This is a genomic window from Streptococcus orisratti DSM 15617 (assembly GCF_000380105.1).
Taxonomy (GTDB): domain Bacteria; phylum Bacillota; class Bacilli; order Lactobacillales; family Streptococcaceae; genus Streptococcus; species Streptococcus orisratti.
This window is the reverse complement of the sequence record NZ_KB904504.1, coordinates 42,176-68,747: the sequence shown is the minus strand read 5'-3', so window position 1 is coordinate 68,747 and position 26,572 is coordinate 42,176. Positions and strand designations below refer to the sequence as shown.

General features: G+C 39.2%; 28 protein-coding genes and 1 pseudogene. 2 read left to right on the top strand and 27 right to left on the bottom strand.

Annotation, left to right across the window (positions count from 1 at the left end; all coding sequences use genetic code 11):
• The 14 genes and pseudogenes from A3I7_RS0110325 to cdaA all read right to left on the bottom strand — a co-directional run.
• The coding region (locus A3I7_RS0110325) for an alpha/beta fold hydrolase (protein ID WP_425423222.1) at nt 1-507 on the bottom strand (507 nt) is incomplete at its 3' end.
• A 52-nt stretch (nt 508-559) separates the two neighbouring features.
• The gene (locus A3I7_RS0110320; RefSeq protein WP_018375589.1) at nt 560-1,006 is read right to left on the bottom strand and encodes a hypothetical protein; all 447 of its coding nucleotides are present in this window, start codon (nt 1,004-1,006) and stop codon (nt 560-562) included.
• On the bottom strand, nt 996-1,448 hold the full coding sequence (locus tag A3I7_RS0110315; protein WP_018375588.1) for a LytTR family DNA-binding domain-containing protein: 453 nt from the start codon (nt 1,446-1,448) through the stop codon (nt 996-998). The genes A3I7_RS0110320 and A3I7_RS0110315 overlap by 11 nt, the downstream gene beginning before the upstream one ends.
• A 126-nt stretch (nt 1,449-1,574) precedes the next feature.
• Entirely contained in the window at nt 1,575-2,954 is a 1,380-nt protein-coding gene (gene glmU / locus A3I7_RS0110310; RefSeq protein ID WP_018375587.1) for a bifunctional UDP-N-acetylglucosamine diphosphorylase/glucosamine-1-phosphate N-acetyltransferase GlmU, read from the bottom strand.
• A 529-nt stretch (nt 2,955-3,483) separates the two neighbouring features.
• Entirely contained in the window at nt 3,484-4,719 is a 1,236-nt protein-coding gene (locus tag A3I7_RS0110305) for a sensor histidine kinase (protein WP_018376688.1), read from the bottom strand.
• 8 nt (nt 4,720-4,727) lie between these two features.
• Entirely contained in the window at nt 4,728-5,405 is a 678-nt protein-coding gene (locus A3I7_RS0110300; RefSeq protein ID WP_026217227.1) for a response regulator transcription factor, read from the bottom strand.
• A gap of 1 nt (nt 5,406) precedes the next feature.
• Complete coding sequence (locus tag A3I7_RS0110295) at nt 5,407-6,030, bottom strand: GTP pyrophosphokinase (protein WP_018376686.1); 624 nt, start codon at nt 6,028-6,030, stop codon at nt 5,407-5,409.
• A 74-nt stretch (nt 6,031-6,104) separates the two neighbouring features.
• Nucleotides 6,105-6,257: pseudogene (locus tag A3I7_RS14635) on the bottom strand (IS982 family transposase); the annotation flags it as partial.
• A 7-nt stretch (nt 6,258-6,264) separates the two neighbouring features.
• Complete coding sequence (locus A3I7_RS0110290) at nt 6,265-7,536, bottom strand: dihydroorotase (RefSeq protein ID WP_018376685.1); 1,272 nt, start codon at nt 7,534-7,536, stop codon at nt 6,265-6,267.
• Between the two features lie 41 nt (nt 7,537-7,577).
• On the bottom strand, nt 7,578-8,231 hold the full coding sequence (locus A3I7_RS0110285) for a uracil-DNA glycosylase (protein WP_018376684.1): 654 nt from the start codon (nt 8,229-8,231) through the stop codon (nt 7,578-7,580).
• Between the two features lie 41 nt (nt 8,232-8,272).
• Nucleotides 8,273-8,773, bottom strand: a complete 501-nt coding sequence (locus tag A3I7_RS0110280; RefSeq protein WP_018376683.1) for a YbhB/YbcL family Raf kinase inhibitor-like protein — start codon at nt 8,771-8,773, stop codon at nt 8,273-8,275.
• A gap of 88 nt (nt 8,774-8,861) precedes the next feature.
• Nucleotides 8,862-10,214, bottom strand: a complete 1,353-nt coding sequence (gene glmM, locus A3I7_RS0110275; RefSeq protein ID WP_018376682.1) for a phosphoglucosamine mutase — start codon at nt 10,212-10,214, stop codon at nt 8,862-8,864.
• Between the two features lie 54 nt (nt 10,215-10,268).
• Nucleotides 10,269-11,231, bottom strand: a complete 963-nt coding sequence (locus tag A3I7_RS0110270; RefSeq protein ID WP_026217226.1) for a CdaR family protein — start codon at nt 11,229-11,231, stop codon at nt 10,269-10,271.
• An 8-nt stretch (nt 11,232-11,239) separates the two neighbouring features.
• Nucleotides 11,240-12,091 (bottom strand): diadenylate cyclase CdaA, encoded by an 852-nt coding sequence (gene cdaA / locus A3I7_RS0110265; RefSeq protein ID WP_018376680.1) that lies wholly within the window; start codon nt 12,089-12,091, stop codon nt 11,240-11,242.
• Between the two features lie 99 nt (nt 12,092-12,190).
• Here cdaA and murT point away from each other — a divergent pair, with 99 nt between their 5' ends.
• Both murT and gatD read left to right on the top strand, forming a co-directional pair.
• Complete coding sequence (gene murT, locus A3I7_RS0110260; RefSeq protein ID WP_018376679.1) at nt 12,191-13,534, top strand: lipid II isoglutaminyl synthase subunit MurT; 1,344 nt, start codon at nt 12,191-12,193, stop codon at nt 13,532-13,534.
• Entirely contained in the window at nt 13,534-14,322 is a 789-nt protein-coding gene (gatD, locus tag A3I7_RS0110255; protein WP_018376678.1) for a lipid II isoglutaminyl synthase subunit GatD, read from the top strand. The genes murT and gatD overlap by 1 nt, the downstream gene beginning before the upstream one ends.
• Before the next feature lie 308 nt (nt 14,323-14,630).
• Here gatD and fni read toward each other — a convergent pair whose 3' ends face one another.
• From fni to A3I7_RS12835, 13 genes are all read right to left on the bottom strand, one after another.
• Nucleotides 14,631-15,653, bottom strand: a complete 1,023-nt coding sequence (gene fni / locus A3I7_RS0110250; RefSeq protein WP_018376677.1) for a type 2 isopentenyl-diphosphate Delta-isomerase — start codon at nt 15,651-15,653, stop codon at nt 14,631-14,633.
• Nucleotides 15,650-16,186: a GNAT family N-acetyltransferase gene (locus A3I7_RS0110245; protein ID WP_018376676.1), complete on the bottom strand. Its 537-nt coding sequence runs from the start codon at nt 16,184-16,186 to the stop codon at nt 15,650-15,652. Before A3I7_RS0110245 ends, fni begins: the two co-directional genes overlap by 4 nt.
• Nucleotides 16,183-17,175 (bottom strand): phosphomevalonate kinase, encoded by a 993-nt coding sequence (locus A3I7_RS0110240; protein WP_018376675.1) that lies wholly within the window; start codon nt 17,173-17,175, stop codon nt 16,183-16,185. The genes A3I7_RS0110245 and A3I7_RS0110240 overlap by 4 nt, the downstream gene beginning before the upstream one ends.
• Nucleotides 17,165-18,115: a diphosphomevalonate decarboxylase gene (gene mvaD, locus A3I7_RS0110235; protein WP_018376674.1), complete on the bottom strand. Its 951-nt coding sequence runs from the start codon at nt 18,113-18,115 to the stop codon at nt 17,165-17,167. The genes A3I7_RS0110240 and mvaD overlap by 11 nt, the downstream gene beginning before the upstream one ends.
• Nucleotides 18,097-18,975, bottom strand: coding sequence for a mevalonate kinase (gene mvk / locus A3I7_RS0110230; protein ID WP_018376673.1), 879 nt, complete (start codon nt 18,973-18,975; stop codon nt 18,097-18,099). Before mvk ends, mvaD begins: the two co-directional genes overlap by 19 nt.
• A gap of 496 nt (nt 18,976-19,471) precedes the next feature.
• Nucleotides 19,472-20,230 carry an amino acid ABC transporter ATP-binding protein gene (locus tag A3I7_RS0110225; protein WP_018376672.1) on the bottom strand — a complete coding sequence of 253 codons (759 nt, stop codon included), beginning with the start codon at nt 20,228-20,230 and terminating at the stop codon, nt 19,472-19,474.
• 8 nt (nt 20,231-20,238) lie between these two features.
• On the bottom strand, nt 20,239-20,919 hold the full coding sequence (locus A3I7_RS0110220) for an amino acid ABC transporter permease (RefSeq protein ID WP_018376671.1): 681 nt from the start codon (nt 20,917-20,919) through the stop codon (nt 20,239-20,241).
• A 9-nt stretch (nt 20,920-20,928) separates the two neighbouring features.
• A complete protein-coding gene (locus A3I7_RS0110215; RefSeq protein ID WP_018376670.1) occupies nt 20,929-21,621 on the bottom strand; it encodes an amino acid ABC transporter permease in 693 nt (230 codons plus the stop codon).
• A gap of 74 nt (nt 21,622-21,695) precedes the next feature.
• Nucleotides 21,696-22,574: a transporter substrate-binding domain-containing protein gene (locus A3I7_RS0110210; protein WP_018376669.1), complete on the bottom strand. Its 879-nt coding sequence runs from the start codon at nt 22,572-22,574 to the stop codon at nt 21,696-21,698.
• Nucleotides 22,575-22,592: 18 nt separating this feature from the next.
• Nucleotides 22,593-23,600 (bottom strand): uroporphyrinogen decarboxylase family protein, encoded by a 1,008-nt coding sequence (locus tag A3I7_RS0110205; protein WP_018376668.1) that lies wholly within the window; start codon nt 23,598-23,600, stop codon nt 22,593-22,595.
• Between the two features lie 540 nt (nt 23,601-24,140).
• Entirely contained in the window at nt 24,141-25,172 is a 1,032-nt protein-coding gene (locus tag A3I7_RS0110200) for a uroporphyrinogen decarboxylase family protein (RefSeq protein ID WP_018376667.1), read from the bottom strand.
• A 4-nt stretch (nt 25,173-25,176) separates the two neighbouring features.
• Nucleotides 25,177-25,866, bottom strand: a complete 690-nt coding sequence (locus A3I7_RS0110195; RefSeq protein WP_018376666.1) for an ABC transporter permease subunit — start codon at nt 25,864-25,866, stop codon at nt 25,177-25,179.
• 8 nt (nt 25,867-25,874) lie between these two features.
• A complete protein-coding gene (locus A3I7_RS12835; protein WP_018376665.1) occupies nt 25,875-26,558 on the bottom strand; it encodes an amino acid ABC transporter permease in 684 nt (227 codons plus the stop codon).
• Between the last annotated feature and the right edge of the window lie 14 nt (nt 26,559-26,572).

The window sequence follows — 26,572 nt, the reverse complement described above, 5'->3', positions numbered from 1 at the left end:
CCTGCTGCGTAGGTTCCCCATAATTGTCTCCATATAACTCTGTGCTTCTGGATACCCTTTATACTGCGATTTTACAGACCATTTAAGAAGGCCGCNACAATAATAGAGCCATAAGCTAGCACTTATAGTCATTTTATTAAGAAGCTCTTTGATACTATGAATAGTCGTATCAGAAAAGGTATCCGCTAGAACCAATCCTTTAACATAATTTGAATAGCTGACTGCAATATGCTGACAGACAATCCCGCCATATGACGTTCCGCAAAATACTGCCTCTCTGATATTAAGGTTATCCAGTAAAGCAATCACAGCAGCAGCCTGCTCTTCAATCACTTGCTTAACAGAGACTTTTAAAATAGAGGATTTTCCGTTTCCCAATAAATCAGGGCAAATGATTCTATACTGATGCTGGAAAGCGGTAATTTGCTGTAAAAACATGCGACCATCGCAGCCAAGGCCATGTAGAAAAACAAGGACAATACCTTCGCCAGTATCGCTGTAATACATTTCTCCATTATTTAATTTCATTACTTTTGTCTCTGACATAATATGCCACCTGTCACTTTCTTTGACTCTTATAATCGTCCAACATTATATTTAGCTTCTTACTGTCAATGCTCCGTTTGATTTTGTTGGCAATAAAAATGGTCAGATACTCTAGCATGACATAAATGACAAAGCAAGCAGCTGCTAGAAGATTGCCATCAAACCAGCTCAGCCATTGTCCAACAAGGCCATAGAGGCAGGAACAAACGATTAAGCCTAGCAGCTCTCTTCTTGCTAACCTATCAGCCTCATCAAAGTTGTTAAACAGAAAAACCTGAATCTGCGTGATGACATAGGTCACAATGACCATTTCGATTAAATAATAGATATTAGCTGTTGTTCTTCCCTGCAAAAGCTGGTAAGCAGAATAGAAAAAATAAACGCAAAAGCAATAGACAGCTGTCTTGTATTCATTGGCAATTTCCTGACTTAAGAAACCTTCCCACCACTTAGTTTTCATCTGTTATTCCCTCCTGCAAGACCTGTCTGAGTTTATTTGCGTATTTACGCGAAATAATAATTTTTTCGTCATTTGCCAATGTGGCTTCAATCCGGCCATAAGCTTGGCTCTTAAAGAACTGAATCTTGTAAATATTGACCACCATAGCTTTGGCACAGCGAAAGAAGCCACGCTTCTTGTACTGCTCTGCCAATTGTCCCAAACTCGCAGTCACCTGATAGACCCCCTTGTCCGTATAAGCAAAGGTTCTACTGTCAACACTCTCAACGTAGAAGATATCATCCACGCGCACATAGCTCTGCCCATTTTCAGTAATCCCCAGCATCTTTGCTTGATCTTGTGACACCAAGTCGACCAGCTGCTCTATTTGAGCGGTCATTTCCCGATAACGGATGATGACTTCGTCCTCACCAGCTGAAATATGCTCCAATCTAAGTTTCACAGGTTTGCCTCCTTTACTTATCAGTATATCAAAAAGTTAGACGACTACAATATCTTATCTTCCCATGTGCAAAAATTTCCTCTAAGTTGCAGAAAAAAAGCAAGGCTTAGCCTTACTTTACATTTCCTATTTTGTTGAAGGATGATGGGGTTTACCGATGGCATACCCTTCCTTAGTAACCTGACGTTCACGACCGATAGCTAGGGCATCTGCTGGAACATCTTGGTTAATAGCAGAACCCGCTGCAATCAAAGCACTATCACCAATAGTTACAGGCGCCACAAGAGTTGAGTTGCTACCAACAAAGACATGATTACCAATAGTCGTTGTGTATTTGTTTTTGCCATCATAGTTAGCAAGGATAGTGCCTGCACCAAAGTTGACATAGTCACCGACTTGCCCATTACCAATATAGGTTAAATGACCAGCCTTGGTATTTTCACCAATGCTTGAACCCTTAACTTCCACAAAATTTCCTATATGGGAATCTTTACCGAGGACTGACTTTGGACGAATATGAGCAAAAGGTCCAATTGTCACTCCATCCTTAACTTCCGATTCCTCAATCATCGAGTTGGTTACCACCACTCGCTCACCAATAACCGAGTCAACGATATAAGTCCCATTGGTTAGGATAGATTCTGCACCAATTCTGGTGTGACCTTTAAGGGTGATATTGGCTTCTACCACCACATCTGGAGCAATCGCCACATCCACATCAATGTAAGTCGCATCAGGATTTAGGAAAGTCACGCCGTTGAGCATATGAGTTTTGTTGATACGACGGCGCATTACTCTTTCAGCCATCGCAAGAGCAACACGGTCATTAACTCCCAAACTTTCATCAAAGTCACGAAGAACATAAGCCCCAACCTTTTCACTAGCTTCACGGAAGATTGAGATAACATCCGTCAAATAATATTCACCTTGGGCATTGTTGGTATTGATATTTTTCAGGGCTTCAAAAAGACGCTTATTGTCAAATACATAAGTTCCTGTATTGATTTCTTTGACTTGCTGTTCAAAAGCAGATGCATCTTTTTGTTCAACAATTTTAACCACCTCACCGTTGTCATTTCGGATAATACGGCCATAACCAAAAGGATTTTCAGCTGTCGCTGTCAAAATAGTAGCGACATTCTTGTGATTAACATGAAAGTCAATCAAATTTTTTAGACTTTCCCCTGTAATCAGCGGCGTATCACCAGCAATGACCAAGGTATGTCCTTCAAGGCCAGCCAATTCCTCTTCTGCCATCATGACAGCATGCCCTGTTCCCAATTGCTCTGTTTGCAAGACAAATTCAGACTGATTAGCTAAAACCTCACGAACCAACTCTGCCTTGTGACCAATGACAGTTACATTTTTCTCAGGAGTAATAGCACTCACCGCACGAAAAACATGCTCCAGCATAGTGATACCAGAGACCTTGTGCAAGACCTTAGGCAGGTCAGATTTCATGCGAGTACCTTTACCCGCCGCCAAAATAATTGCGTAATTAGACATCATTAATTTCCTTAATATAAAATTTAAACATTTCCATTATAGCATAAAGAAAGAAATATTGGAAAAATTGATAATAGATGGCAAGGGATATACCTTATTGAACTAAGTCAAGGCTAACCAACCTATTCCGTATAAGAATAGTTAAAACTTTCCGATTCTAAACCTCTAAAATAAAAAATAACTCAAGAAAGTTGCTTCAAAATATAGACAAACTCTGGTTTATACTCAATGAAAATCAAAAGTAGCCTAGGAAACGAAGCCGACGATAGAACTTGAGTTCATCAAGGCAAGTTGACAACGGATAGTTTTGATTTTCGAAGAGTATTAGTAGTAAATTAGCCCTAGAAAAAATGAATTTCTTACAAACAAAGCAAACACTAAAACAAGGCTTTCCGCTGTGATAAAAAGGCCTGAAACAGCTTGGTTTCAGGCATTCGGAAATTTATAGACTCCTAAGAATAGCATTTTTGAGAAAAGTCTATAAAGAGATATTTCTCCTATCCTAAGTAACTTCTAAGAGCTACTTATCTTACAAAATCACAGTGAAAGTAATAGCATCGTCTTTATAGCTGGCCGAGATACTTCCTTTGAAAAGTTTAACCATACTCTCCGCCATAGAAAGACCAATTCCAAAACCTGATTTTTTACTATTATGAGACTCATCCTCACGGTAGAAGCGCTCAAAAAACTTGCTATAATCGACGTTCTTTCCTTCCCTATAAGTATTGGAAATAGCTAAGCGAGCACGTTTTCGTGTACGTCCCACACTGTCCAATCTGACTGTAACTGTGCCCTCAGGGTCACAATATTTATTGGCATTATCTACCAGAATGGTCACCAGTTCAAATAGTGACTTTTCTTCAGCTTTGACGTGAATGTCAGGCTGAATTTCCATGGTAAATTTCTTACCATCCCTAATCACTGGTCCCTTGAAATCTTCGGCGGCATCTTCAGCAATGGCTGAAAAATCCAAATCCGATAAAACAAGCTCCACATGTTCTTGCTCTTCCAACCGAGCCAAACTGACCAAACCGTTAATTAAGTCCGTCAAGCGCTTAACCTGATCCGAGGTACTTTTCGTCCATTCGGATTCACCATTCATCAGCTCTACCAACTCATTATTGGCTGAAATAATTGCCAGCGGTGTTTTTAACTCATGCCCGGCATTAGTGATAAAGCGGCGCTGTTTTTCATAATTACGGACGAAAGGCTCAATTACCTTACCAGAAAGGATGGTCACAATCGTGAGAAAGAAAACAAAGCTGACACCTGACATCCAAAGAGAAAGAGTGACTAAAGTTTCATTATCCTTGAGCTGATTTGTGGCATCCAAAACAACTATTAAAGTTTTCTTATCCTTTTGACTCACTTGGTAAGCATAGGTATGATTTTGATAATAGAATTCTCCAGACTCATCCTTTGACTCTTTGATAGTTTGTGCGTAATCAGTAATCTGTTCATCTGTCAAATCGGAAATATTATCTGTGTTGACCAAGGTGACTTCATCAGAAGCATTAACAGTCACACTGAAATAGCGATATTGGAAAATAGAATCCATAGATGTTCTACTCCCCAATTCTTTTGAGGTTTCAGATAAACTCGGAAATTTTCCATTATTATCCGTCAAAATTGATAAAATGCGATTTATTTCATTGCGTGTTTGAAGATAGCGAGCTGAATTTAAGACCCCCACCACAGAAAATAAAACGATCAAAATAGCAACAGAAGCTATTCCAATAAAGCGTATCCTTAGTTTACGAAGCATGGCAACACCTACATTTCTACCAATTGATAATCACCATCTTCTTCTCCAAGGATGCTAACATTAGCTCCAATTGCTTTGAGTTTTTGACGGAGATAGGATACATAAATAAAGACATAACCTTCATCAACATCTTCATCAGCCTCATTAGCCCAAACATGATTAAATAGTTGCTTAGTCGACAGTTTTTTACCAACGTTTAGCATGAAAAATTCCAACATCTTCGACTCTTTACCGGCCAAACGAATAGTATTGTGGCTGACCAATTCCTGCTCTCCAACTTTTAAAGTCACAGAGCCTACAGTCAAGACTTTTGAAGTGAAAGTGGTGTCAACCCGTCTCGCCATGGAACGAAGGCGTGCTAGTAATTCTTTGAGTGAAAAAGGTTTTGTCAAATAATCATCTGCCCCAGAATCAAGCCCATTAACACGATCATCAACCTCAGCCATGGCTGTTAGCATGATGATATGTGTCTGGTTGCCCGTCCGACGGATTTCCTGAACAGCTTCAACACCAGTTTTAATAGGCATCATGATATCCATAACCATAACATCATAGGCATTATGACTTGCTAAATCAACAGCCGCTTGACCATCGTAAACAGAATCAACTTCGTAGCCTTCATGTGTCAAAGCCGTTGTTAGAACACGGTTCATTTGAACTTCATCTTCTGCAATAAGTATTTTCATCTTAATCACCCGAACTTTCTTGAATCAGATTGCGAATCGTTTGCATGGTTAAATCACAAGAAGCTAATTCATCAGCGCAACGCTTCAATTCCCGCACAATTCGCTTAGGATTCTTAATATCGTGCTTGTACTTCATCTGATGCTCCAAACTAGCCCAAGAATCTTGAGCAATGGTGCGCAGCTGAATCTCAATAAAGTACGATCCTCGCTCATTTCCCAAACAATCTGGAAAATCAGTTGAAAGTTCCACAATCAAGTGGTAAGAACGATAGCCGTTAGGCTTAGCATTTTGGATGTAATCTTTTTCAACAGCGATACTACAGTCATCGAAATTGCGAATAATCTCTACAATTTTGTAAATATCATCTACAAAACCGCACACAATCCTTATCCCAATACTATCACGAATTTCCTTCAAAGCAGATTGTGCAGTGGCTGGCAGTTCCTTTCGATGACATTTTTCTGTCATGCTTTTGGACGTCTTGATACGAGCAATGAAATGCTCATAAAGTTTGTAGCCAGTCTCAGCTTTAACTTCCTTATTTTTTTGCTTAATCCGATTGCTAAAATCCTCCAATATCAAGGGAAGATAGGCAAGGTAAGGCCCATAAATCGTTTTTTCCATAAGTTTCCCCAACTTTTTTGATATGCCTATTATAGCAAAAAAACCTTACTAACAGCTAAAAGTGTAACCTATTCAGATTCGTCCGAAATTTTAGATAAACTGATGTTGTGATGATGTTTCAGTAAATCAGAACAGTAATCACGATAAAGTTGATGATAAATTTTTGATAATTGCTGTATATTCCATTGTAACTGATAAGATCTAACCGTATATTGTATTCTGAGAATGGCTAGACTAACAATTTTTATACACTATTTGACCCTCGCAGATGGTGTATTTAACCACACCTTGCAGTGTTTCACCGATAAATGGTGAATTAGAGGCCTTAGAGGCGAAATGTTCTGATACGATACGTTCTTCCTTATCAGCAAAAATCACAATGTCTGCTGGGCCATTTTCAGCTAAGTAACCTGCATCAAAGTCATAAAGTGATGAAGGATTTATAGTCATTTTAGCCAAAAAGTCCAAGAGCGATAGTTCCCCAGTCGCCACCAAGTTGGTCAAGCCAAGCGATAAGGATGTTTCAAGTCCTGTCATACCAGATGGTGCTTTGGTGATGTCCTCCACATTTTTCTCATCGGCGTGATGAGGGGCGTGGTCAGTCGCAATGACCGAAATGACACCCGATTTTAGACCTTCAATGACAGCCAAGCGATCCTTTTCAGTCCGCAAAGGCGGATTCATCTTGGCATTACTGCCTTTGATGAGTAGTAAGTCTTCTGTTTTTGAAAAATGCTGCGGTGCTGCTTCTGCTGTAATATTAGCCCCCAGCTGCTGAGTAAAGGCAACAACTTTAACAGACTCTGCCTTGGACAAATGCTGGATATGCAAGTGAGCCTGACGGTCATAAGCAATCATAACATCACGCGCAATCATACTGTATTCGGCCACACCAGTCGCCCCACAAAAATGGAATTTATCACGGGCAATCCCTTCGTTAAAACCAAGAATGCCATTGAGCTCTGGATCTTCTTCATGCAAGGCGATAAAGGTATGATTTTCTTTCGCCAAGTCCAAAGCTTCCTTAACCACCTTAGAACTTTGAAGGGGAATACCATCATCAGAAAAAGAAACAGCCCCAGCTGCCAAAAGCGCCTTGAAGTCTGTTAGATGCTGACCATCAAAGTTTCTCGTTACCGTTGCATTAGTATAGATGTGAATATTTTCCTTGGCTGCGCTGGTTAAGACCTCTTCCAGCGTTTCGACATCTGAAATGGTTGGATTGGTATTAGCCATCATGACAACCGTCGTCACACCACCAGCTGCAGCAGCTAGTGCTCCTGTATGGATGTCTTCTTTGTGTGTCTGACCCGGTTCACGGAAATGCACATGAATATCAACCAGACCAGGGGCAACAACCAATCCTGTTGCATCAATGATATCTGCACCATCTGCCTCAATCTGCTCTGCTATTTTTACAACCTTCTTGCCATCTACCAGAACATCTGCAGTCTGGTCAAAGCCAGATTTTGGATCAACGACACGACCATTTTTAATTAAAAGCATCTTCTTCTCCTTATTTCTATTTTTGAATCCAAGCAAACTAACTATTGTAACCAATCAATGGGTTCAAGATTATCCTCTTCAAGAAATGCATTAGCCCTTGAGAAGGGACGACTGCCAAAGAAACCGCGGTAGGCTGACAGGGGACTCGGGTGAGCCGATTCAATGACATGATGGATGGGATTAGTAATAAGAGTTTTTTTCTTACGCGCGTAGCCACCCCAAAGGATAAAAACAACAGGATGCGCTTGCGCATTAACCACCCGAATAATGGCATCCGTAAATGGTTCCCAAATCAATCCTACGTGACCATTGGCCTGTCCTGCTGGAACAGTCAGACAAGCGTTGAGCAGAAGTACCCCCTGCTGTGCCCAAGGCGTCAAATCATGGTGTTTGCGAAGACCAATGTCATCCAAAAGTTCTTTGAGGATGTTTTGGAGGGAGGGTGGAGCAGGCAAATCATCTGGTACTGAAAAAGACAGCCCTTGTGCCTGCTTAGGACCATGATAAGGATCCTGACCAATGATAACAACTTTGACATCTTCTAAAGGCGTTGTCTGAATAGCATTAAAAACCTTATCGCGTGGTGGATAAACTGTTCCTTGACTATAAGCATTGTCCATAAAATGATTGATTTGCGAAAAATAGCCCTCAGGCAACTCTTTTTTAATCAACTCATGCCAACTTGAATGCTGCATATCTCCTCCTCATTCTTGTTCATTCAAATGATCAAAACCGCTTAACATTTACCAATAAGCTCTAAACTGGTCTTGTCCAGCAGATGTCCTTCCATAGCATGAAGCAAGTCATTCATGTAAAAACCTTCTGATAAGGTTAATGCCGTATCCAAAGCATAAACCGTCAATGTGTAAATATGATCTTTGTCGGGTGGATAAGGCCCCATATAACTATCATCAATAGCTGAATAATCAGTATCTAAAAACTTACTGACCAAACTATTCTTACCCTTTAGATGATTTTTGTCCTGTCTTGAAAAATCCTCTTCTATCCGAGTTTTGTCGGCCGGTACGTTAGCCACTACCCAATGAATATAAGCAAAGCCGCAAACAGGTATAGAATCATAATCAACAAAAGTCCAAGCCAGTGTCTGTGTTCCTTTTGGAAGATCTTCCACCGCAAACGGAAAGGAAATCACAGCATTTCCCTGAACTTGAATACTAGACTTTTTACTATAAACATCCGGAATAACGTGGTTTTCAAAATCACAAGTAAGTTTCAATTTTATCACCTCAAGTCTATCCTTTCCGCTATTTTATCATATTTTGTGCAAAAAATCCCCCTAGGACTAACCTAGGAGGAAATTCATATTAGTCAAGACCAATTTCTGAGCGGACTACATCTGCAATAGTATCTACATAGTAATCAACTTCTTCATGTGTTGGCGCTTCTGCCATAACACGAAGTAATGGCTCTGTTCCACTTGGACGTACTAGAATACGACCGTTGCCTGCCATTTCTGCTTCCATTTTTTCAATAACACTTGCGATAGCTGGGACTTCCATAGCTTTTGTTTTCATGCTATTTTCAACACGGATATTGACCAACTTTTGTGGATAAATGGTAACTTCGGCAGCAAGTTCTGAAAGTGGCTTACCAGTTTCTTTCATGACCCTGGTCAATTGGATAGCTGTCAGCTGACCGTCACCAGTAGTGTTGTAGTCCATGATGATTACATGACCTGATTGCTCACCACCAAGATTATAGCCCGATTTACGCATTTCTTCAACGACATAGCGATCACCAACGGCTGTAATAGTCTTGTTAATCCCCTCACGGTCAAGAGCTTTGTGGAAACCAAGGTTGGACATAACTGTCGTTACAATGGTATTTTTAGCCAAAAGCCCCTTACTAGCTAAGTGTTTACCGATAATATACATAACCTTGTCACCGTCAACAATTTCACCATTTTCATCAACAGCAATCAATCGATCGCTGTCACCATCAAAGGCAAGACCAATATTGGCGCCAACCTCTTTGACCGTTTCTTGTAATTTTTCAGGATGAGTTGAGCCAATACCATCATTGATATTCAGACCATCTGGTTGTTCACCAATAACGGTAATATCAGCACCTAAGTCTAAGAATACATCGCGAGCTGTCGTTGAGGCAGCACCGTTGGCTGTATCAAGAGCAACTTTCATTCCCTCAAGATCAAGTCCAGTTGATGCTAAGAATTTTTCATATTTGCGAAGACCTTCTGGGTAATCTACAACAGTCCCAAGCCCTTGAGCTGATGGGCGTGGCAAAGTATCTTCATTAGCATCAAGTAGAGCCTCGATTTCCAACTCTTGGTCATCAGCTAATTTGAAACCATCTCCACCGAAAAATTTAATGCCATTATCGAGAGCAGGATTATGACTAGCTGAAATCATAACACCTGCGCTAGCATTTTCTGTACGGACAAGATAAGAGACACCAGGGGTAGCCAGAACACCAAGTTTGTAAACTTCAATCCCGACGGACAGAAGGCCTGCAACTAAGGCTGACTCTAACATTTCACCCGAAATACGTGTATCTCGAGCCACAAAAACGCGCGGACGGCTAGCCTCGTGTTGGCTAAGAACATATCCGCCAAAGCGTCCAAGTTTAAAGGCTAATTCAGGTGTTAACTCAACATTTGCTTCTCCACGGACACCGTCCGTTCCAAAATATTTTCCCATTATTTTTTCGCGATAAACTCGCTTCCTCCCTTTGTCATTCTTCGTTATTATCTACTATTTCTTTTTAACTGTCAACTGAACAGTGACCACATTTGGTTCAATCGTTACGTTATCAGCGCTTAAAGATACTGTTTTTGAGGTATTTTTGGTAACATTTGTAATATCAACTTCTGCAACAACCTCATTTACAGCTGCCACAGCTTCCTGACTACCAGAAATTGTTACAGTCTGATTACTTAATTTGTAATCAATATTTGATAAACTTTCCGACATATCACCAACAACTTTTAGCGATACGGGAACTGTCTTGGTTATTTTTTTAACTTCAACTTTTAACTCGGCTTTAGCTGGTTTAATAACACTCGGTAAAATCGTACCATCTGTTGAGACAGCCTGTAGAGTGACTTTATCACTATAATCAGAATCAAGAACGGTATCATCTGGCAAACTAGCAACAACATGATCAATCTGATCTATTGTTGCTTCATCACTAGTTACTTCGACTTCGGAGAGATTTGTTGAAACACTTTTTAGTTCATAACCATCTGCTAACTGGCTTGCATCCACCTTACCTTCTACAGAAAACGTCTCAGTTTTCTTCTTGCCAATTGTGATAGAAATAGTCTTAGGCGATACTGTAGCTGTAAGGCCTGAGGGAAGATTAGTAACTTTTAATTTTGCTGTAACTGTCCCTGTTCCAATTTCTGCTTTTGATAAATCAGCAACAACTTTGAAACTCCTTGTATCGCTATTAATCTCAGAATCTAATTTAACACGATTAGTGGAGGTCAAATAAACCTGTGCTTCATACGAATAACCACTAACATAATATTTATCACTATCATATTTGATATCAATTGGCACGTCTGTTAACGTATGGGTATATGTCTCGGTTGCTCCTGAAATTTGTGTCCCTACACGACTATAATTATTAGCAGCCGCTGTCAAAAAAAGAATGATAGAGAAAAATATAGAAACTACAGCCAGTGAAAATCGACTATTTAATATCTTCTGCAATAGTGTTTTCATTTTTCTCTCCTCCCTAAAAATCTATGATACCAAGCGGTCTTGCTTACTTTTTCTGAAGCAAAATGTCTACTCAAAAATACCTTAAGATTCTCTTTAGACAAATCATGGATAAACTCACCTTTGTAAGTAATCGAAATAGCACCTGTCTCCTCAGAAACAACAATGGTCAAGGCATCTGAATTTTCCGACAGCCCTATAGCTGCACGGTGTCTCGTTCCAAATTCTTTTGAAATCGCTTTGGACTCCGACAAGGGCAAGTATGAGCAGGCTGTTGCAATTTTATTTCCCTGAATGATGACTGCTCCATCATGCAATGGGGTATTAGGAATGAAAATATTGATTAGCAATTGGCTAGATACATCTGCATCTAATTTTATTCCCGTTGAAATGTATTCCTGTAACGTTTGAGTCTGCTCAATGGCAATAAGGGCACCAATCTTTCTTGGACTCATATAAGCCACTGAATTGACCAAAGCTTGAACTAATTTTTCCTCATCACTCATGTGCTGTGTTTGGAGAAAAACTTGAGTTGTTCGTCCAAATTTTTCTAAACCAGTTCGAATTTCTGGTGCAAAAATAACGACACCAGCAATAACCCCATAGGTGATAACCTGATTCATGAGGTAAGTTATTGTAGTAAAACCAATCAACTCTGCCACAAATCGTAGAAGAATAAAAAGGATAACTCCCTGAATAAGGGACATAATCTTAGTCCCCGCGAGAGCCTTTATTAATCTATAAATCAAATAGGCAACAATCAAAATATCCAGAATGTGCACAACAATCATCCAAGGATTTTCAACCAAACTTGCCCAAAAATTAGCATCAATTGCCATTAAATTTCGCATACTGTTTCATCTCTTTCAAATACAAACTATAACTATTATATCACGTTTGAAAAATATTTTCTGTATCAAGAAAAGAAGTTTTTATGATACAATAGCATCATGAAAGTTAAGACATTTTTGGGACTCGCTGCAGGCAAGTCTGCACATTTTATTTTAAGGCGATTAGGACGTGGTTCCACCTACCCAGGTAGCCTTGCACTCAAGTTTGATAAAGATATCTTAGATACCATTGCTAAAGATTATGAAATCGTCGTAGTGACTGGAACAAACGGTAAAACCTTGACTACCGCTTTAACGGTTGGTATTCTCAAGGAAACCTTTGGCGAAGTGGTGACGAATCCAAGTGGTGCCAATATGATTACCGGAATTGTATCAACCTTTTTGACAGCTAAAAAAGCCAAATCCGGCAAGAAAATTGCCGTTTTGGAAATTGATGAAGCTTCTTTACCTAAAATCACTAAGTACATTACGCCAAGTCTCTTTGTTTTCACCAATATTTTTCGTGATCAAATGGATCGTTACGGTGAGATTTATACCACTTACCAGATGATCTTGGATGGTGCTGCTAATGCACCTCAAGCTACTATCCTCGCAAACGGTGACAGTCCGCTTTTCCACTCTAAGGAAGTTGTCAACCCCATCAAATATTACGGGTTTGATACCGAAAAACAGAAACCACACTTAGCACACTACAATACTGAAGGAATCTTGTGTCCAAACTGTCAAAACATCCTCAAGTACCAACTTAATACCTACGCCAACCTTGGTGATTATATCTGTGAAGATTGTGGCTTCCATCGTCCCGATTTGGACTACAAACTGACAGAGCTGACCAAGATTTCCAACACTTCTTCCGAGTTTATCATTGATGGTCAAGCGTATAAGATTAACGTTGGGGGCCTATACAATATCTACAATGCTCTAGCAGCCGTGTCTGTTGCTGAATTTTTCGGAGTTACTCCCGAACAAATCAAGGCTGGTTTTGATAAAAGTCGTGCTGTCTTTGGTCGTCAAGAGACCTTCCAGATTGGCAATAAATCCTGCACCCTCGTTTTGATTAAAAATCCTGTTGGTGCTAGTCAAGCCTTAGATATGATACGCCTAGCTCCATATCCTTTTACCTTGTCTGTCTTGCTTAATGCTAATTACGCTGATGGCATTGATACAAGCTGGATCTGGGACGCTAATTTTGAAAGCATTTTAGAGATGAATATCCCGCAGATTTTTGCTGGTGGTGTCCGATATTCTGAAATCGCTCGCAGACTACGCGTGACTGGTTATGAAGAAACAAAAATTACCGAGGCTCCGCTCTTGACCGATATTATGGAATTAATTGAAAAACAAGATTGTGAGCACGCCTATATTTTAGCGACCTACACCGCTATGCTCGAATTTCGTGAGATTCTAGCTAGCCGTCACGCTGTTGGAAAGGAGATGATCTAATGACTTACACTTCACTCAAATCTCCCGACACAAAAACTTACACCTACGAACTAAAAGTGGCCCATCTCTATGGTAACCTAATGAACACGTATGGTGATAATGGCAACGTACTGATGATGAAATATGTAGGTGAAAAATTGGGGGCTCGTATGATTTTTGATATTGTGTCTATTGGCGATACCTTTGACCCTAACGACTATCAGCTAGTTTTCTTCGGTGGCGGTCAAGATTATGAGCAGTCTATCGTAGCCCAAGATCTCCCTTCCAAGCGTTCTGCCATTGATCGCTATATCCAAAATGATGGAGTGCTACTTGCTATCTGTGGAGGCTTCCAATTATTGGGACAATACTATGTTCAGGCAAATGGTGAACGTATTGAAGGCATTGGTGTCATGGGACACTACACGTTAAATCAAGAAAATAATCGTTTTATCGGTGACATCAAAATTCACAACGAGGAGTTTGATGAGACCTACTATGGATTTGAAAATCATCAAGGTCGCACTTTCTTGTCTGAAGATGAAAAACCACTTGGTAAGTGTCTTTATGGCAATGGTAATAACAAAGAAGATGGCACTGAAGGCGTTCACTATAAAAATGTTTTTGGTTCCTACTTCCACGGACCTATCCTCTCTCGCAATGCTAACCTAGCCTACCGTTTGGTGACTACAGCACTGCGCAATAAGTACGGTAAAAATCTTGATTTACCTGCCTATCAAGATATTTTAGCCAAGGAAGTCCCTGAAGAATATGGAGATGTAAAAAGCAAGGCAGAATTCGAAAAATGATGTTCAGAAAAAAAGCCCAGAAACTACCTGTTTTCTGAGCTTTTTCATTTATTTTTTACACCACCAAAATCAGACTATCTTCAACAATTTGAGGAGGGGCTGGTGATAAAGTAACCGTCATTCTTATTAATACTCTTCGAAAATCAAAATTATCCGTTGTCAACTTGCCTTGATGAACTCAAGTTCTATCGTCGGCTTCGTTTCCTAGGCTACTTTTGATTTTCATTGAGTATAACCATGCACCAATTGATTTCTACTATCTTTGATTTTTAGGTAATAGGTTGTAACACCTCATTGGATCCTTAAAATCATCGCAATGCGTCAATAATTGTTTTTTGAAAACTATGACTGTCTTTAAGGCGACCATATAAGATGTAATCAACCTTTTTCAAATCTTCAATACGCCTACAATTAAGGGCACACATGATAAGGCGTAAGTCATCCTTCCAGCTATTGACAATCTCAATGGCTTTTTCGAGTGGGTAGTGTTCAACCAGTTCCAAGGCTGTGCGCGATATACCGACAGCCTTGGCTCCTAAAACTAACGCCTTAATCATATCCAGGGGATGACGGACACCTCCAGAAGCTAAAATCTCTACCTTATCCATCAGAGGTTGGGCATTGAGAAGCACTTGTACCGTGGTCTGTCCCCAGTCGTTAAGATAAGAGCGATTACAGCCACGTTGATTTTCGATATAGGCAAAACTAGTCCCTCCGCGTCCCGAGATATCAAAAGTTTTTATCCCCAAATTGGCTGCTTGCTCAATAGTTTTGACATCCATACCAAACCCAACCTCTTTTAAAATGACTGGGATAGAAATTTGATTCGCATAATCTGCAAGGTTTTTTTTCCAACTTCGGAATTCCCGTTCACCTTCAGGCATCAGGAGTTCCTGCATCAGATTGATATGAAGCTGTAAAAAGATAGGAGACATCTCCTCTACCGTTCTCAGACCAGCCTGAATTGGCTTATCAATTCCGATATTGGTCGCCAATTGCAAGTTTGGGTAATCTTTGCGATGAGGGTATGTCGTATTTTCCTGTTTTTTTAGTGCGGCACTGTAAGACCCCGTCACCATGACGAGCCCCGTTGCTTGAGCAAGCTGGGCTAGCTTTTGATTGACCGCACCGCCTTTTTCCGATCCGCCTGTCATAGCGTTAATGTAAAAAGGAAAGTCAAAATCTCGACCAGCGAAATGGGTCGTCAAATCAATCTCTGCCAAGTCGTAATCTGGTAAAGAGTGCTGGATAAGCTCTATATCATCAAAACTATTATATGGCGCTTGGTATTTGAGCGCGTACTTGATGTGGTCATCTTTTCGGTTGGTCATTTAGGTACCTCAATCCAAAAGCGTTTCGTTCGGCTGCCATCCTCAGAGTTATGATAGGTATTTTCGTAAATACCACCGTTAGCTAAAATTGTCTTTTCAGAACCGATATTTGTCTCATCGCAAGTCAGAAGAACCCTGTCAATGCCTAGTTTACCAGCTTCTATCAAAGCTAAACGCAGTTGCTCTTTAGCATACCCCTTTCGACGCTCATGAGGGTGAATAGAGTAGCCAATGTGACCCATGGTATTGAAAACATGTGGTAAAGTCAGATTGTGCCTAATATTACAGATGCCTACCATTTTATTATCCGACTCACGGATACAGAGAAAAGCACTTGAAGGCAAACGATTTTCAGGAATATCAATTCCTTTACGAAACTTCTCAACATGCCTCAACCAATCTTTTAGACTATCAAAATTGATAAGCCCTGCATTTCCATGCATATGCTCGCCCGACTTCTCAAATGCTGCTTTATAGACTGCAATTTCTGACAGATAGGCTTCCGATGGCTGAACTAAAATTAATGTACTCATAATGTCTCCTTATGTAATAGTTCAATTCCTGCATGTTCCCACGCCTCAATCAGCTTTTGACTATCCTTACCATCAAAGGATAGGGCTATACCGCAGTCTCCACCGCCAGAGCCAGAAGACTTAGCAACGATATCCAGACCTTGGCTAGCTAACTTGAGGTTTAGCAAGGTTTGATTGTAAATAGCAGGATTTAGCTTAAGCAACAAATCAGAAATTCGTTCAATATGTTTCTTAATGGATATTTTATCTCCCGCTTCTAACGCCAATTTTAAGGACAGCACACTAGCTTGTGTGTTTTTCAAAAAATCCGCAGTGATGGAGGACTTTACACGGTCAATCATGTCTTTTGAGATAGAAGGCTGCTTGGTCCATCCTACCAAAAAGTCACAGGCAATCGCTGGTTTCACTACTTCAATCTGATAACCCCAATCTTTTGCCAACACCGTCTGTATCTCTTCGTTAACAATCCAGTCACGCACCTGCTGTCTGTCAAAGGACGTAAAGGCCACAAAGTCATCATAGGCAATGCAGGCAATATCTCCCATAGAACCATTATCTCCACGCTTGATAAGGGTGTAGGAGGCTAATTTAAACAAAGTGTCAGCTGACAAATCAAGGGCATAAAAAGCTGATAAGGCTTTCAAGGTCAGCACAGTTACGCTACCGCTGGAGCCAATGCCAAACTTTTTCCCATCTCTTTCCATTTTCCCAGTGATGGTGAGGGAAAAAGGTCGCAGCTCTGCTATGGTCACTCCTAAATAAGCCGCCAAGCTAGTCACCGTCTCTTGAATGAGGGCATAATTATGGTCTGGCGTCATGTCTGCCACATAATCAAACATGTCAGAGGATAGTGAAATGGTGCCTGCCGTTACTATTTCTGCTGTCATCTGAATAGGAATATTCTTGAGCAAGGCCGTCTGCCCTGGTGTTAGCACAGCATATTCCCCAGCAATATACAGCTTCCCACTAGTCTGCACTTTAATAGTCATCGGGTAATTCCTTTGTTCGTGAGGCGATAACGCGGTAACCTTCTTGTTCAAAAAGCTGGCTCAGACGCTCCAAGTCTTCTTCTCGACAAAGAACTTTAACATTTGGACCTGCATCCATAGTGAAATAGCAAAGTTCTCCTTTTTGTCGAAGTTCTCTTACAAACGCCATCGCTTTGTAAGAGTCATCGGTCAAGTATGAGAACCCTGGCTGTGCCGCCTTAGTAGTTGCGTGCATGGCAAGAGCGTTACTCTCGGTCAATTGACCAACCTTTTCAAAATCATTTTCTTTGAGATAAGCCAACATAGCGCTATAATCTCTTTCAGATTGAGCAATCCACTCTTTAAAATTTGTCGAGGTTTCGGTACAGAGCTTCATTCCATCACGACTAGAAATTGGTTTTTTACGATCATTCAAGACCAACATGAGCATAGCAAGCTTCAACTTCGTTTCAACCTTGTACACTTCCCCGCTGTCTTTGTCCCAAGCTGCAACGGGTCCAAAAAAAGAGCGCGACGAAGAACCAGAAGCAAATTTGGCTTTTTGTGCCAGTTCCGACTGACTCAATCCTGTTTCAAAAAGTAGATTACAAGCTTTGACAAGGGCTGACAGACCACTAGAGCTAGAAGACAGCCCTGCAGCTGTTGGCATGGTATTCGTTGTTTCTATTTTGACATAGTGAAACTTGTTTGAACGATAATCATCCACAATAGCTGAGACTTTAGCATGCTCTTTGGCGTCTTGCAAGACACCATTGATGTAAAATTCATCATGCTTTGCAGTTTCAGGTAAAAAACTAACTGTGGTTGTGGTAAACATATTTTCTAAGGTCAAAGAAATGCTGCTAGTCGCAGGAATCATTTTAATAGGATCAGCCTTACCCCAATATTTGATAATTGCAATGTTTGCATAAGATTTAACGCTTACAGTTTTTGAATCCACGTGTTAACTGCTCCTTCCTTTCTTAGTCTATCAGTGATTTTGTGAGCTTGATTTTCCGTTTCTGCCAGAGCAATCATGCAGCCCCCTAGTCCACCACCACTCATCTTGGCACCTAAGGCTCCTTCTTCAAGGGCACTGGTTACTAAGTGATCAGATTTTTCAAGGCTGACACCAATTTTTTGCAAAAATGCATGCGCAGCTGTCATTGACTGTCCAAGTCCCTGACAATCTTTAGCGATAATCTGCTGTTCCGCTTGTTCGGTCAACAGCCCCAATTGGGAGAGGAATGGAAGATTGTCGATTTCTGATGCAGCTACTTTATCCACTGCCTCTCTTGTATTGCCATGAACTCCTGTATCTGCAATCACCAAATACGCATTCAAATTCAAATCAATTGCTTCAAACCCGACGTTACGAATGAACTTGATTGCTTCGTCACTCAAACACGTTTTGGCATCCAAACCACTCGGATTAGTATGGGCAATGATTTCTGCTTGGTTAACTAATACTTCTAGCAACTCATCAGAAACACTTTGCTGAAAATAATCAAATACCGCTCGAATAGCAGCAATCGAAACTGCTGCAGAAGAGCCCATGCCACGTTTTTGAGGAACTTCTGACCTGATATCATAGGAAATAGCAACTTGAGTCTTGCCCAAATAGTCCAAAGCGGCATAAATAGCAGTGGACAGGGTGTCGTCAAAATCAAAAATAATGCTATGATCTGATGGGTAAATGTAACACTCCACCTCAATTGTTTTCAAGGGAATTGCAATAGCTGGATAGCCATACACTACCGAATGTTCTCCCATCAGAATAATTTTACTGTGCGCCTTACCAACGCCGATTTTCTTTGTCATATCTTATCTCTTAATTACTTTTAGTCCTCATACTATTCTACCATCAACACGTAAAAAAAGCGACTTTCATATGAAAAATCACTTCATTGCACGAAGAAAATATCCCTCACCAAACAATATTAATAATCAAATGTTACCATCTTCCCCACACATAAGATCACTAGCAAACCATCTTGAGTCAGTGACTCAATTTTTCAAATCCAAATTTGGGGTGTCTTGGATAAAACTGGTCAACCAAAACACTTTGATAATCCTCTAGAATAGTCCTCATTTTATTAGAAACAGCTGATGTTCTAGCCAATTGACTTAAAGTCACCTCTGTAACCTCTCTAACTCTCAAACATAGAGAACAATTATAGCAAGATTAACCCCAAAAACAGCCCCAAATGGGCTGTGATGATGTGTTAAACTGAGAAATCTGCAAATTTCAATAACTAATAAATAGACAACTGTTACTTTATCGGCACCGGTGGAATGAGACATTCAAGAGTCATTATCAAATAATCGGATCCATACTTAATTCTGGTATGATTCGTGTCAAAAACTGTTTTGTTCTTTCTTCTTTTGGGCGCGTAAAAAAGGTTTTTGGCTCGCCTTCTTCAATGATATGTCCACCTTCCATAAAGATAACATGATTTGCTACATCACGCGCAAAGCTCATCTCGTGTGTGACAACCACCATGGTCACGCCCTCTCGTGCTAATTCTTTCATGACAGATAACACATCTCCAATCAATTCTGGATCAAGAGCAGAGGTCGGCTCGTCAAAAAGGATAACATCTGGCTTAACTGCGATAGCACGGGCAATTCCAATCCTTTGCTGCTGACCTCCAGAAAGTTGACTTGGATAAGCATCTCTTTTATCAGATAAACCCACTTTTTCTAAGGCTTTTTCTGCAATCACCAAGGCCTCTGCCTTTGGAATTTTTCTCGCAATAACAAGTCCTTCCAAAATATTTTCTAGGGCTGTTTTATTGGCAAAAAGATTATAATTCTGGAAAACAAAAGCTGTTTTCTGACGAATTTCCAGAACATCCTTACGGCTGATTTTAGACAAGTCATAAGACTTTTCATCCAATATCAGTTGTCCCAAATCTGCTTTTTCCAAATAATTGAGAGAACGTAAAAATGTTGTCTTACCTGAGCCAGAGGGACCAAGGATAACCACAACATCTCCCTGATTGACCTTCAAACTAACACCATCCAAAACTTTTTTATCGCCAAACGATTTTTCAATATTTTTTACTTCTAACATATTAACTCCTATGCAAATTTTACACGCTTTTCAAGACTTCTAAATATATACTGGATAATACCACAAATTAAAATATAGATGATAAAGATAACAAAGTAAGACTCAAAATACTGATAACCGTAGGCAGCCTCCACTTTAGCGATTGCCGTAATATCTTTAACTGTCATCACAAAAACCAAAGATGTTCCCTTAACCAGATTGATTACCAAGTTACAAAGATTGGGGAGAGCTGAGCGCAATGCCTGTGGAAAAATAATCCTAAGATAGGCCTGCGTATTGCTTAATCCGATAGCCTGCGCCGCTTCCAATTGTCCCTTGTCTACGGTTAAAATAGCAGAACGAATAATCTCAGAGAGACTTCCTGTTGTCATCAAACTAAAAATGATAAAGGCATAAAAGATTGGATTGATCTCGAAAACATTGATACCAGTCCCTTTTAATAAGCTATTTAAAACACTCGGAAAAAGGCTATAAAAAAATAAAATCAATAAAATAGGTGGTGTTGATCGGATAAAAGCTAAATAAATTATTGAAAATCCTGTAACCCCCTTTACCTTGTACAACCGTCCCAAAGCTAGAAAAAGTGCCGGAAAGAAACTTAGCAAAATAGCAACAATCATTATACCCAATGTTACTGGAACACCTGATAAAGCCTTAATGAGAGTAGAAATAATAAAATTAAAATTCATAAGTTCCTCCTACCGTTTTCCTGCATCTAAAGACTTTTCAAGAAGCTGACTTCCAACTGACAGTAACAAAGCAAGCCCCCAATAAATAACAGCAACAGCTGTATAAGTTTCTAAAGAATAGTTTCCAAGATTTCGTCCAATTAAAAGATTTCCAGCACCCATCACATCGGCTAACCCAATAGTATAAGCCAAGGCCGTATCTTTCAACAAATTCAAAATGGCGTTACTAATATTAGGCAAGGCTATGCGAAAAGCTTGAGGGAAAAGTATTCTCCAAAAAGTTTGTAGTTCTGTTAATCCAATACTTAATCCTGCTTCCATCTGACCTACTGGGACAGCTTCATAGGCGGATTTGAAAACCTCTGAAATGCTGGCTGCAAATAATAATGTCATAGCTGTTACTACAAAAATCGTCCGTGACCAACCATTAACATCTAAACCAAGCCACCATTCTAAAAATTCTGGCAATCCATAAAAAATCATAAAAAGAAGTACAATCGGAGGTGTACATCTCAAAACAAAGACATATCCCCTTGATAAGGATGCTAACACCTCATCACCATAAAGCTGTCCCCAAGCCAAGAGAGCTCCAAGTAGACTTCCTAGACCAGTCGTTAGCAATAGTATCCACAGCGTTAATGGTAGAGCAGATAGAATATCTGGAAGAAATTTAAAAACATAAGATAGGTCATAAGAAACCATGAACACCTCCAAAGTATTAATCAAAAAGGAAAGAACTCCTCAGGATTCAGAGTCTTCCCTTCAGCTCTTTACATTTAATCCGTTACATATGAGAAAACATCTTCTCCAAAATACTTCTTAGAAAGTTTAGAAATTGTTCCATCGTCTTGAAGTTCTTGGATTGCTTTGTCATAGGCTTTCGCAAAATCCTCGTTGGTAGCATTTTTATGAATAAGTGGATAAGTTTCGATTCCTTTATAAGGGAACCAAGTCAACTTTTCAGCGTATTGATGATAGGCGCCATCCTCCTTGGTTACTGCATTTTCAAAAGATAATTTGATATCAAAGTAGGCATCGTAACGTCCCTCCAATACCCAAGCATAAGCATCTGCCACATTGAAACTTTCCGCTTCAGTTAGAGCGATTGGGTTTGAGGCTTTCTTATTATACTCTTGAATAACATTGTATTGAGCATTTTGGGGAGAAATAGGCACTAATTTCCCGCCAGCTGCTGCAAAAGAAGCAATATCTTTAAATTTGCTTGCATCATCTTTACGAATGGTAAAGCCAATGATGCTTGCCCCAATAGCATTTTTAGGAATGATAAATTTTTCTGCACGCTCAGCAGTGTACCATGCTCCTTTTGTTCCAATGTCATACTTACCCGATTCAAGTCCAATCAACAAGTCTTCATCGCTGGTTCCAGTATATTCAAATTGGTACTTATCTAATTTTTTATCAATAGCTTTCAAAACAGCAACTTCAAAGCCATCACTTTCACCTTTTTCATTGACAAAATCATAAGGAGCATAACTTTGTGTGTGTGCAACCTTTAGCGTAATGACCTTATCGGAACTGCCTGATGCTGAATTAGTATCACTGTCTGACTTACCTGTTAGTTGTCGTCCAATGACAGTTGCTGCAACAACCGCGACGAGTACTCCACTAGCAATAATCCATTTTTTCTTACTCATAATATTTCCCCCTGCTTCCTATGCTTGAGCTACTGCTTCACGTACCCATTCAATACGCTCTGAACTGATATCGCTTGGAATAGTACAATCTGCGCCAATGATAATCCCTCGTTTGCCATTGTCGGTAATTAAACGCTTCGCTTCTGCTTGAACTTCTTCTTTACTTCCAGTATAAAGTAAACTATGTTCAGTATTTTCAAATCCACCTAAAACAGTCTTTCCACCAAATAACTTTTGACCTTCTTTTAGTGAAATCCCCTCAGGTTCGACGGCCCAATTGACAACTTGTACAGGGTAATTTTTAAAGACAGTAACATCGTTACTTGCCCCTTTGTAGCCACAAATGTGAAGAATGGTTTGCCCCTGAACTCTATTGGCTGCTTCCAAGACGATTAAATCGCTCTCTGAAACATAATCAATATAATCTTGACGTTCAATCCCTCTGGCTTGGATATTTTGGGCACTATAATAAATACCGTCTGCACCTGCTTCTGTAATGACTTTCTTTACAAGTTGCGCAATATCATAAGCAATGACATCCAAAACGTGTTTTAAAGTCTCTGGATCTTCTCGTAGAAATTCTGCAACACGTTCGTCTCCATAAGCAACTTTATTTGAGATTTGCCATTTTAAATGTGTCAATGGAGCAAAAATATTATAAACTGAAACGATATCTTCTCTAAAATTAGCACGAACTTGCTTGACCAGCTCAACTTGTTGGTCAAACCAAGGGTGATCTTCACCGATTGACTGGATGCCTGCCAAATCTTTAATAGAACTAATACCTTCTTTGATCAATGGATTTGGATAAGCAAAAAAACCATCACTCATGATTTTGACAAAATCAGGTTTAACATCATCAACAAATTTCTTATGACCTGCAACATTTTTAGCGAAAATTTCTGGATTATTAAATCCTCTCAACAATTCATCTTCTTCCGCAAAATGGTACCAAAAACCAACAGGCACTCGATCAACCTCTTCACCTCGAAAGGCTTTTAAAACTAATTCCCTTTTTGTTGTCATCGTAATACTTCCTTTCATTTTTTAACTTGCTCCCATCTTACCACCCCTTTCACTCCTTGCATAATCTTTATTTTTTATGTTTAGCCATAAGAAAAATTTATAATCAGTAAATGTTATTGCCGGCTATAAGTATTTGTTATGGTGAAACTAGACTCTCGTTCACGAAAATATTTAGGTTATCAGATAGCCTTTGAGATATTAATGGTTTCAATAAAAGTTGCATCTATTCTTGCAATTTATCAATAAAAAAACCAGCACAAGGCCGGTACAATAAGAAAAATGATATGTTGTTCTGAATTATTTTATCGGCAGTTAACATTTTTGCCCTAAAGCTTTCTTCACCTTAATAAAAAGAAACTTTTGAAACAGTTGATGCGTTCTAAATCATCTCTTGATATAGTTTTGTCATGACAATTAGGAAAAATGGCGGAAAAAATAGACTCTTGACTTATAAGGACTAAAACCATACAAATTAGAAAAAAAGCAACTAAAAAAATGATTAATTTCATCTTCATTTCATATCTCACTACTAACTTCAGTTTAAAGTAAACTGCTTTCAAGATAATTATCATTAAATAATATTTGAGTTTCTTGCTTTACTTTTTTCAGATAATCAATAACACCGTCATCATAAGGTTTAGGGATAACACACGCAGGAGCTAGAATCAGCCCTTTCCCTTGTGTCCCAAAGATAGTCCGATAAATCTGATGATGCAATTCATTGAAATTTGACGCGGTGACATCCCATCTATTAATTCCACCCATGATTACTTTTTGAGAATAAATCTGCCCTTCTCTTGGAGTTGGATAGCTTTCACCTATATGCCAATTAATTGCCTGAACAGGATAATCTTTGACAACATCAAACATAATTTTATTTCCATGTAAGTGAACAGTATTAAACCAAGCATTTTGAGCTTTTTCTAAAACCTTCAAATCATAAGGGCGACCGTATTCAAGATATTGCTGTGCAGATAGCCTCTCAAAGGTACTGACTTGACTGGCAAAATAGATACCATCTGCACCAATTGATATTGCTTCTGCTACAAATTCTGCAGTAATTTTTGAAATCTTCTCTAGTGCAGACTTGAACAATTGACCACCTTTTTCTTCCTCTGTAATGCTTTCCAAAATTTTTCCTCCACTGATTTTATCAGCAATCGTCAACGGACTAAAAACCGTTATTACGACAGGAACCTCTCCCTGCACTCTTTCTAAAAGCAGCCGTAAATAAGTTAATTCACGCTGCAAAGCTGGAGCATCTTGGAGATTTAGCGTCTTTAATTTTTTCCAATCAGTGTAACTTTCAATTGGGGTGGAGATGATTTCAGCAACTCCTCCACTTTCAATTTTAGAATAATCAATCTTACAACCATAGTCCTCAGTTGCATACATACCATTGTTCATAGTCTTAATAAAATCTAGGTCAAATCTTTTATAGAACTGATAGGTTTCTTCAGCTATTAATTCTGGAATTCGATCAATATCTGGAAAATGTGTCCAAAAAGAAAATGGAATATCCTCTGTTAATTCACCATTTAAAACTTTTTTAATTTTTTCGATTTTACTCATATCTTCACCTATACTCGCTTAATTTTAATCCTATTGAAAATAACCTTAGTAAACCTTCAATACTCAAACAAATAAACCAATAGATCAATCCAGCCACAACAAATGATAATACATAATTTGATGTTAAAGCCGCCACATAGCGAGCACTCGCCATAATATCAACGACTCCAACTAAAAAAGCAACCGACAATGTCCTAACAATCTTTAGAAATGAATTTAACAAAATCGGTATTGCTGTTGGAATCAATTGCGGTATCACAATCCTCCTGAAAACTTGCCCCAGTGTTAAACCAATTGATAATCCGGCTTCTAACTGTGCTTTATCAAAAGATTGATAAATCCCCCTCAAGTTTTCTGATTCAATTGCAATCTGATATGAACTATAACAGACCAATACAATTACGAATGCGGGAATATCTGGATTTAAAACTTCTTTTCCAGACAGTTTATAGAACCCCTCAACAATTTGGGGTAGCATAGCCTGTGCAATCAATAAATGTACAACAATAGGAACGCCTCGGATATACGAAATGTAAAGATCAATTATCGTATTAAGAAATACAAATTTTTTATTCTTTACAACTGCTAAAACACTTCCCCCTAAAACACCAATAATAAGTATAAGTATTGCTAGAAAAAGTGTGTAGGGAACAACAACAATTATCTTTCTAAATATGTCAATATACCCTGCCATAATCAACCTCAACTCGCTAAGAAACGTCTCGAAGATTGTTCAAGAGATTTAAACAACTGCCCAACCCCCCAAGAAAAAAACCAGTAAATGAGAGCAACAATAAAATAAACTTCCAGCTGGTAAATACCATAAGAATTAGCCACAAATATTTCAGCTTGCCCCATAATATCTGCAAGCCCAATTAAAAATAATAAAGAGGTGTATTTAAATAGATCAATTGAAGCATTTCCTAAACTTGGCAACATGATTGGATACATCTGTGGCACAATAATCCTTTTAATAATCTGCCCTGTTGTCATTCCAATGCTCTTACCTGCTTCAAATTGTTCTATAGGAATCGCTTCATAAGCCGGCCTTATAATTTCAGAAACCGTCACACCTTGATAAATGCTCAAAGCGATGACTGAGAATGCAAATTTACTCCAATGATTGATGTCAATTCCAAAACGTAATAACAGCAAAGGTAAGCCATAATATACAATGAAAATATGAATGAGACCTGGAACACTTTTGGCAAAGGAAATAAAAACAAAAATAAGTTGCGATAAAAGAGGTATCCTACACTCACGTATCACGACAAGTATGACCGCAAGAACTTGAGAGACCAATGCTGATAAAAGAAAAACAGAGATAACTAAGGGAATTTTTGATAAAAGACTCGGTAAGATTTCTAACATATAATCAATACTCATATTCCCTCCATTAA

Bases quoted from the DNA above. Each gene is read 5' to 3' on its own strand.
- A3I7_RS0110195 (WP_018376666.1), bottom strand. From the start codon at position 25,866: ATGGCAGGGTATATTGACATATTTAGAAAGATAATTGTTGTTGTTCCC.
- A3I7_RS0110225 (WP_018376672.1), bottom strand. From the start codon at position 20,230: ATGTTAGAAGTAAAAAATATTGAAAAATCGTTTGGCGATAAAAAAGTT.
- gatD (WP_018376678.1), top strand. From the start codon at position 13,534: ATGACTTACACTTCACTCAAATCTCCCGACACAAAAACTTACACCTAC.
- A3I7_RS0110320 (WP_018375589.1), bottom strand. From the start codon at position 1,006: ATGAAAACTAAGTGGTGGGAAGGTTTCTTAAGTCAGGAAATTGCCAAT.
- mvk (WP_018376673.1), bottom strand. From the start codon at position 18,975: ATGACAAAGAAAATCGGCGTTGGTAAGGCGCACAGTAAAATTATTCTG.
- A3I7_RS0110200 (WP_018376667.1), bottom strand. From the start codon at position 25,172: ATGAGTAAAATCGAAAAAATTAAAAAAGTTTTAAATGGTGAATTAACA.
- cdaA (WP_018376680.1), bottom strand. From the start codon at position 12,091: ATGCGAAATTTAATGGCAATTGATGCTAATTTTTGGGCAAGTTTGGTT.
- A3I7_RS0110305 (WP_018376688.1), bottom strand. From the start codon at position 4,719: ATGCTTCGTAAACTAAGGATACGCTTTATTGGAATAGCTTCTGTTGCT.
- glmM (WP_018376682.1), bottom strand. From the start codon at position 10,214: ATGGGAAAATATTTTGGAACGGACGGTGTCCGTGGAGAAGCAAATGTT.
- A3I7_RS0110285 (WP_018376684.1), bottom strand. From the start codon at position 8,231: ATGCAGCATTCAAGTTGGCATGAGTTGATTAAAAAAGAGTTGCCTGAG.
- A3I7_RS12835 (WP_018376665.1), bottom strand. From the start codon at position 26,558: ATGAGTATTGATTATATGTTAGAAATCTTACCGAGTCTTTTATCAAAA.
- murT (WP_018376679.1), top strand. From the start codon at position 12,191: ATGAAAGTTAAGACATTTTTGGGACTCGCTGCAGGCAAGTCTGCACAT.
- A3I7_RS0110215 (WP_018376670.1), bottom strand. From the start codon at position 21,621: ATGGTTTCTTATGACCTATCTTATGTTTTTAAATTTCTTCCAGATATT.
- fni (WP_018376677.1), bottom strand. From the start codon at position 15,653: ATGACCAACCGAAAAGATGACCACATCAAGTACGCGCTCAAATACCAA.
- A3I7_RS0110295 (WP_018376686.1), bottom strand. From the start codon at position 6,030: ATGGAAAAAACGATTTATGGGCCTTACCTTGCCTATCTTCCCTTGATA.
- A3I7_RS0110245 (WP_018376676.1), bottom strand. From the start codon at position 16,186: ATGAGTACATTAATTTTAGTTCAGCCATCGGAAGCCTATCTGTCAGAA.
- A3I7_RS0110290 (WP_018376685.1), bottom strand. From the start codon at position 7,536: ATGCTTTTAATTAAAAATGGTCGTGTCGTTGATCCAAAATCTGGCTTT.
- A3I7_RS0110220 (WP_018376671.1), bottom strand. From the start codon at position 20,919: ATGAATTTTAATTTTATTATTTCTACTCTCATTAAGGCTTTATCAGGT.
- A3I7_RS0110300 (WP_026217227.1), bottom strand. From the start codon at position 5,405: ATGAAAATACTTATTGCAGAAGATGAAGTTCAAATGAACCGTGTTCTA.
- glmU (WP_018375587.1), bottom strand. From the start codon at position 2,954: ATGTCTAATTACGCAATTATTTTGGCGGCGGGTAAAGGTACTCGCATG.
- A3I7_RS0110210 (WP_018376669.1), bottom strand. From the start codon at position 22,574: ATGAGTAAGAAAAAATGGATTATTGCTAGTGGAGTACTCGTCGCGGTT.
- A3I7_RS0110240 (WP_018376675.1), bottom strand. From the start codon at position 17,175: ATGACTATTAAAGTGCAGACTAGTGGGAAGCTGTATATTGCTGGGGAA.
- A3I7_RS0110205 (WP_018376668.1), bottom strand. From the start codon at position 23,600: ATGACAACAAAAAGGGAATTAGTTTTAAAAGCCTTTCGAGGTGAAGAG.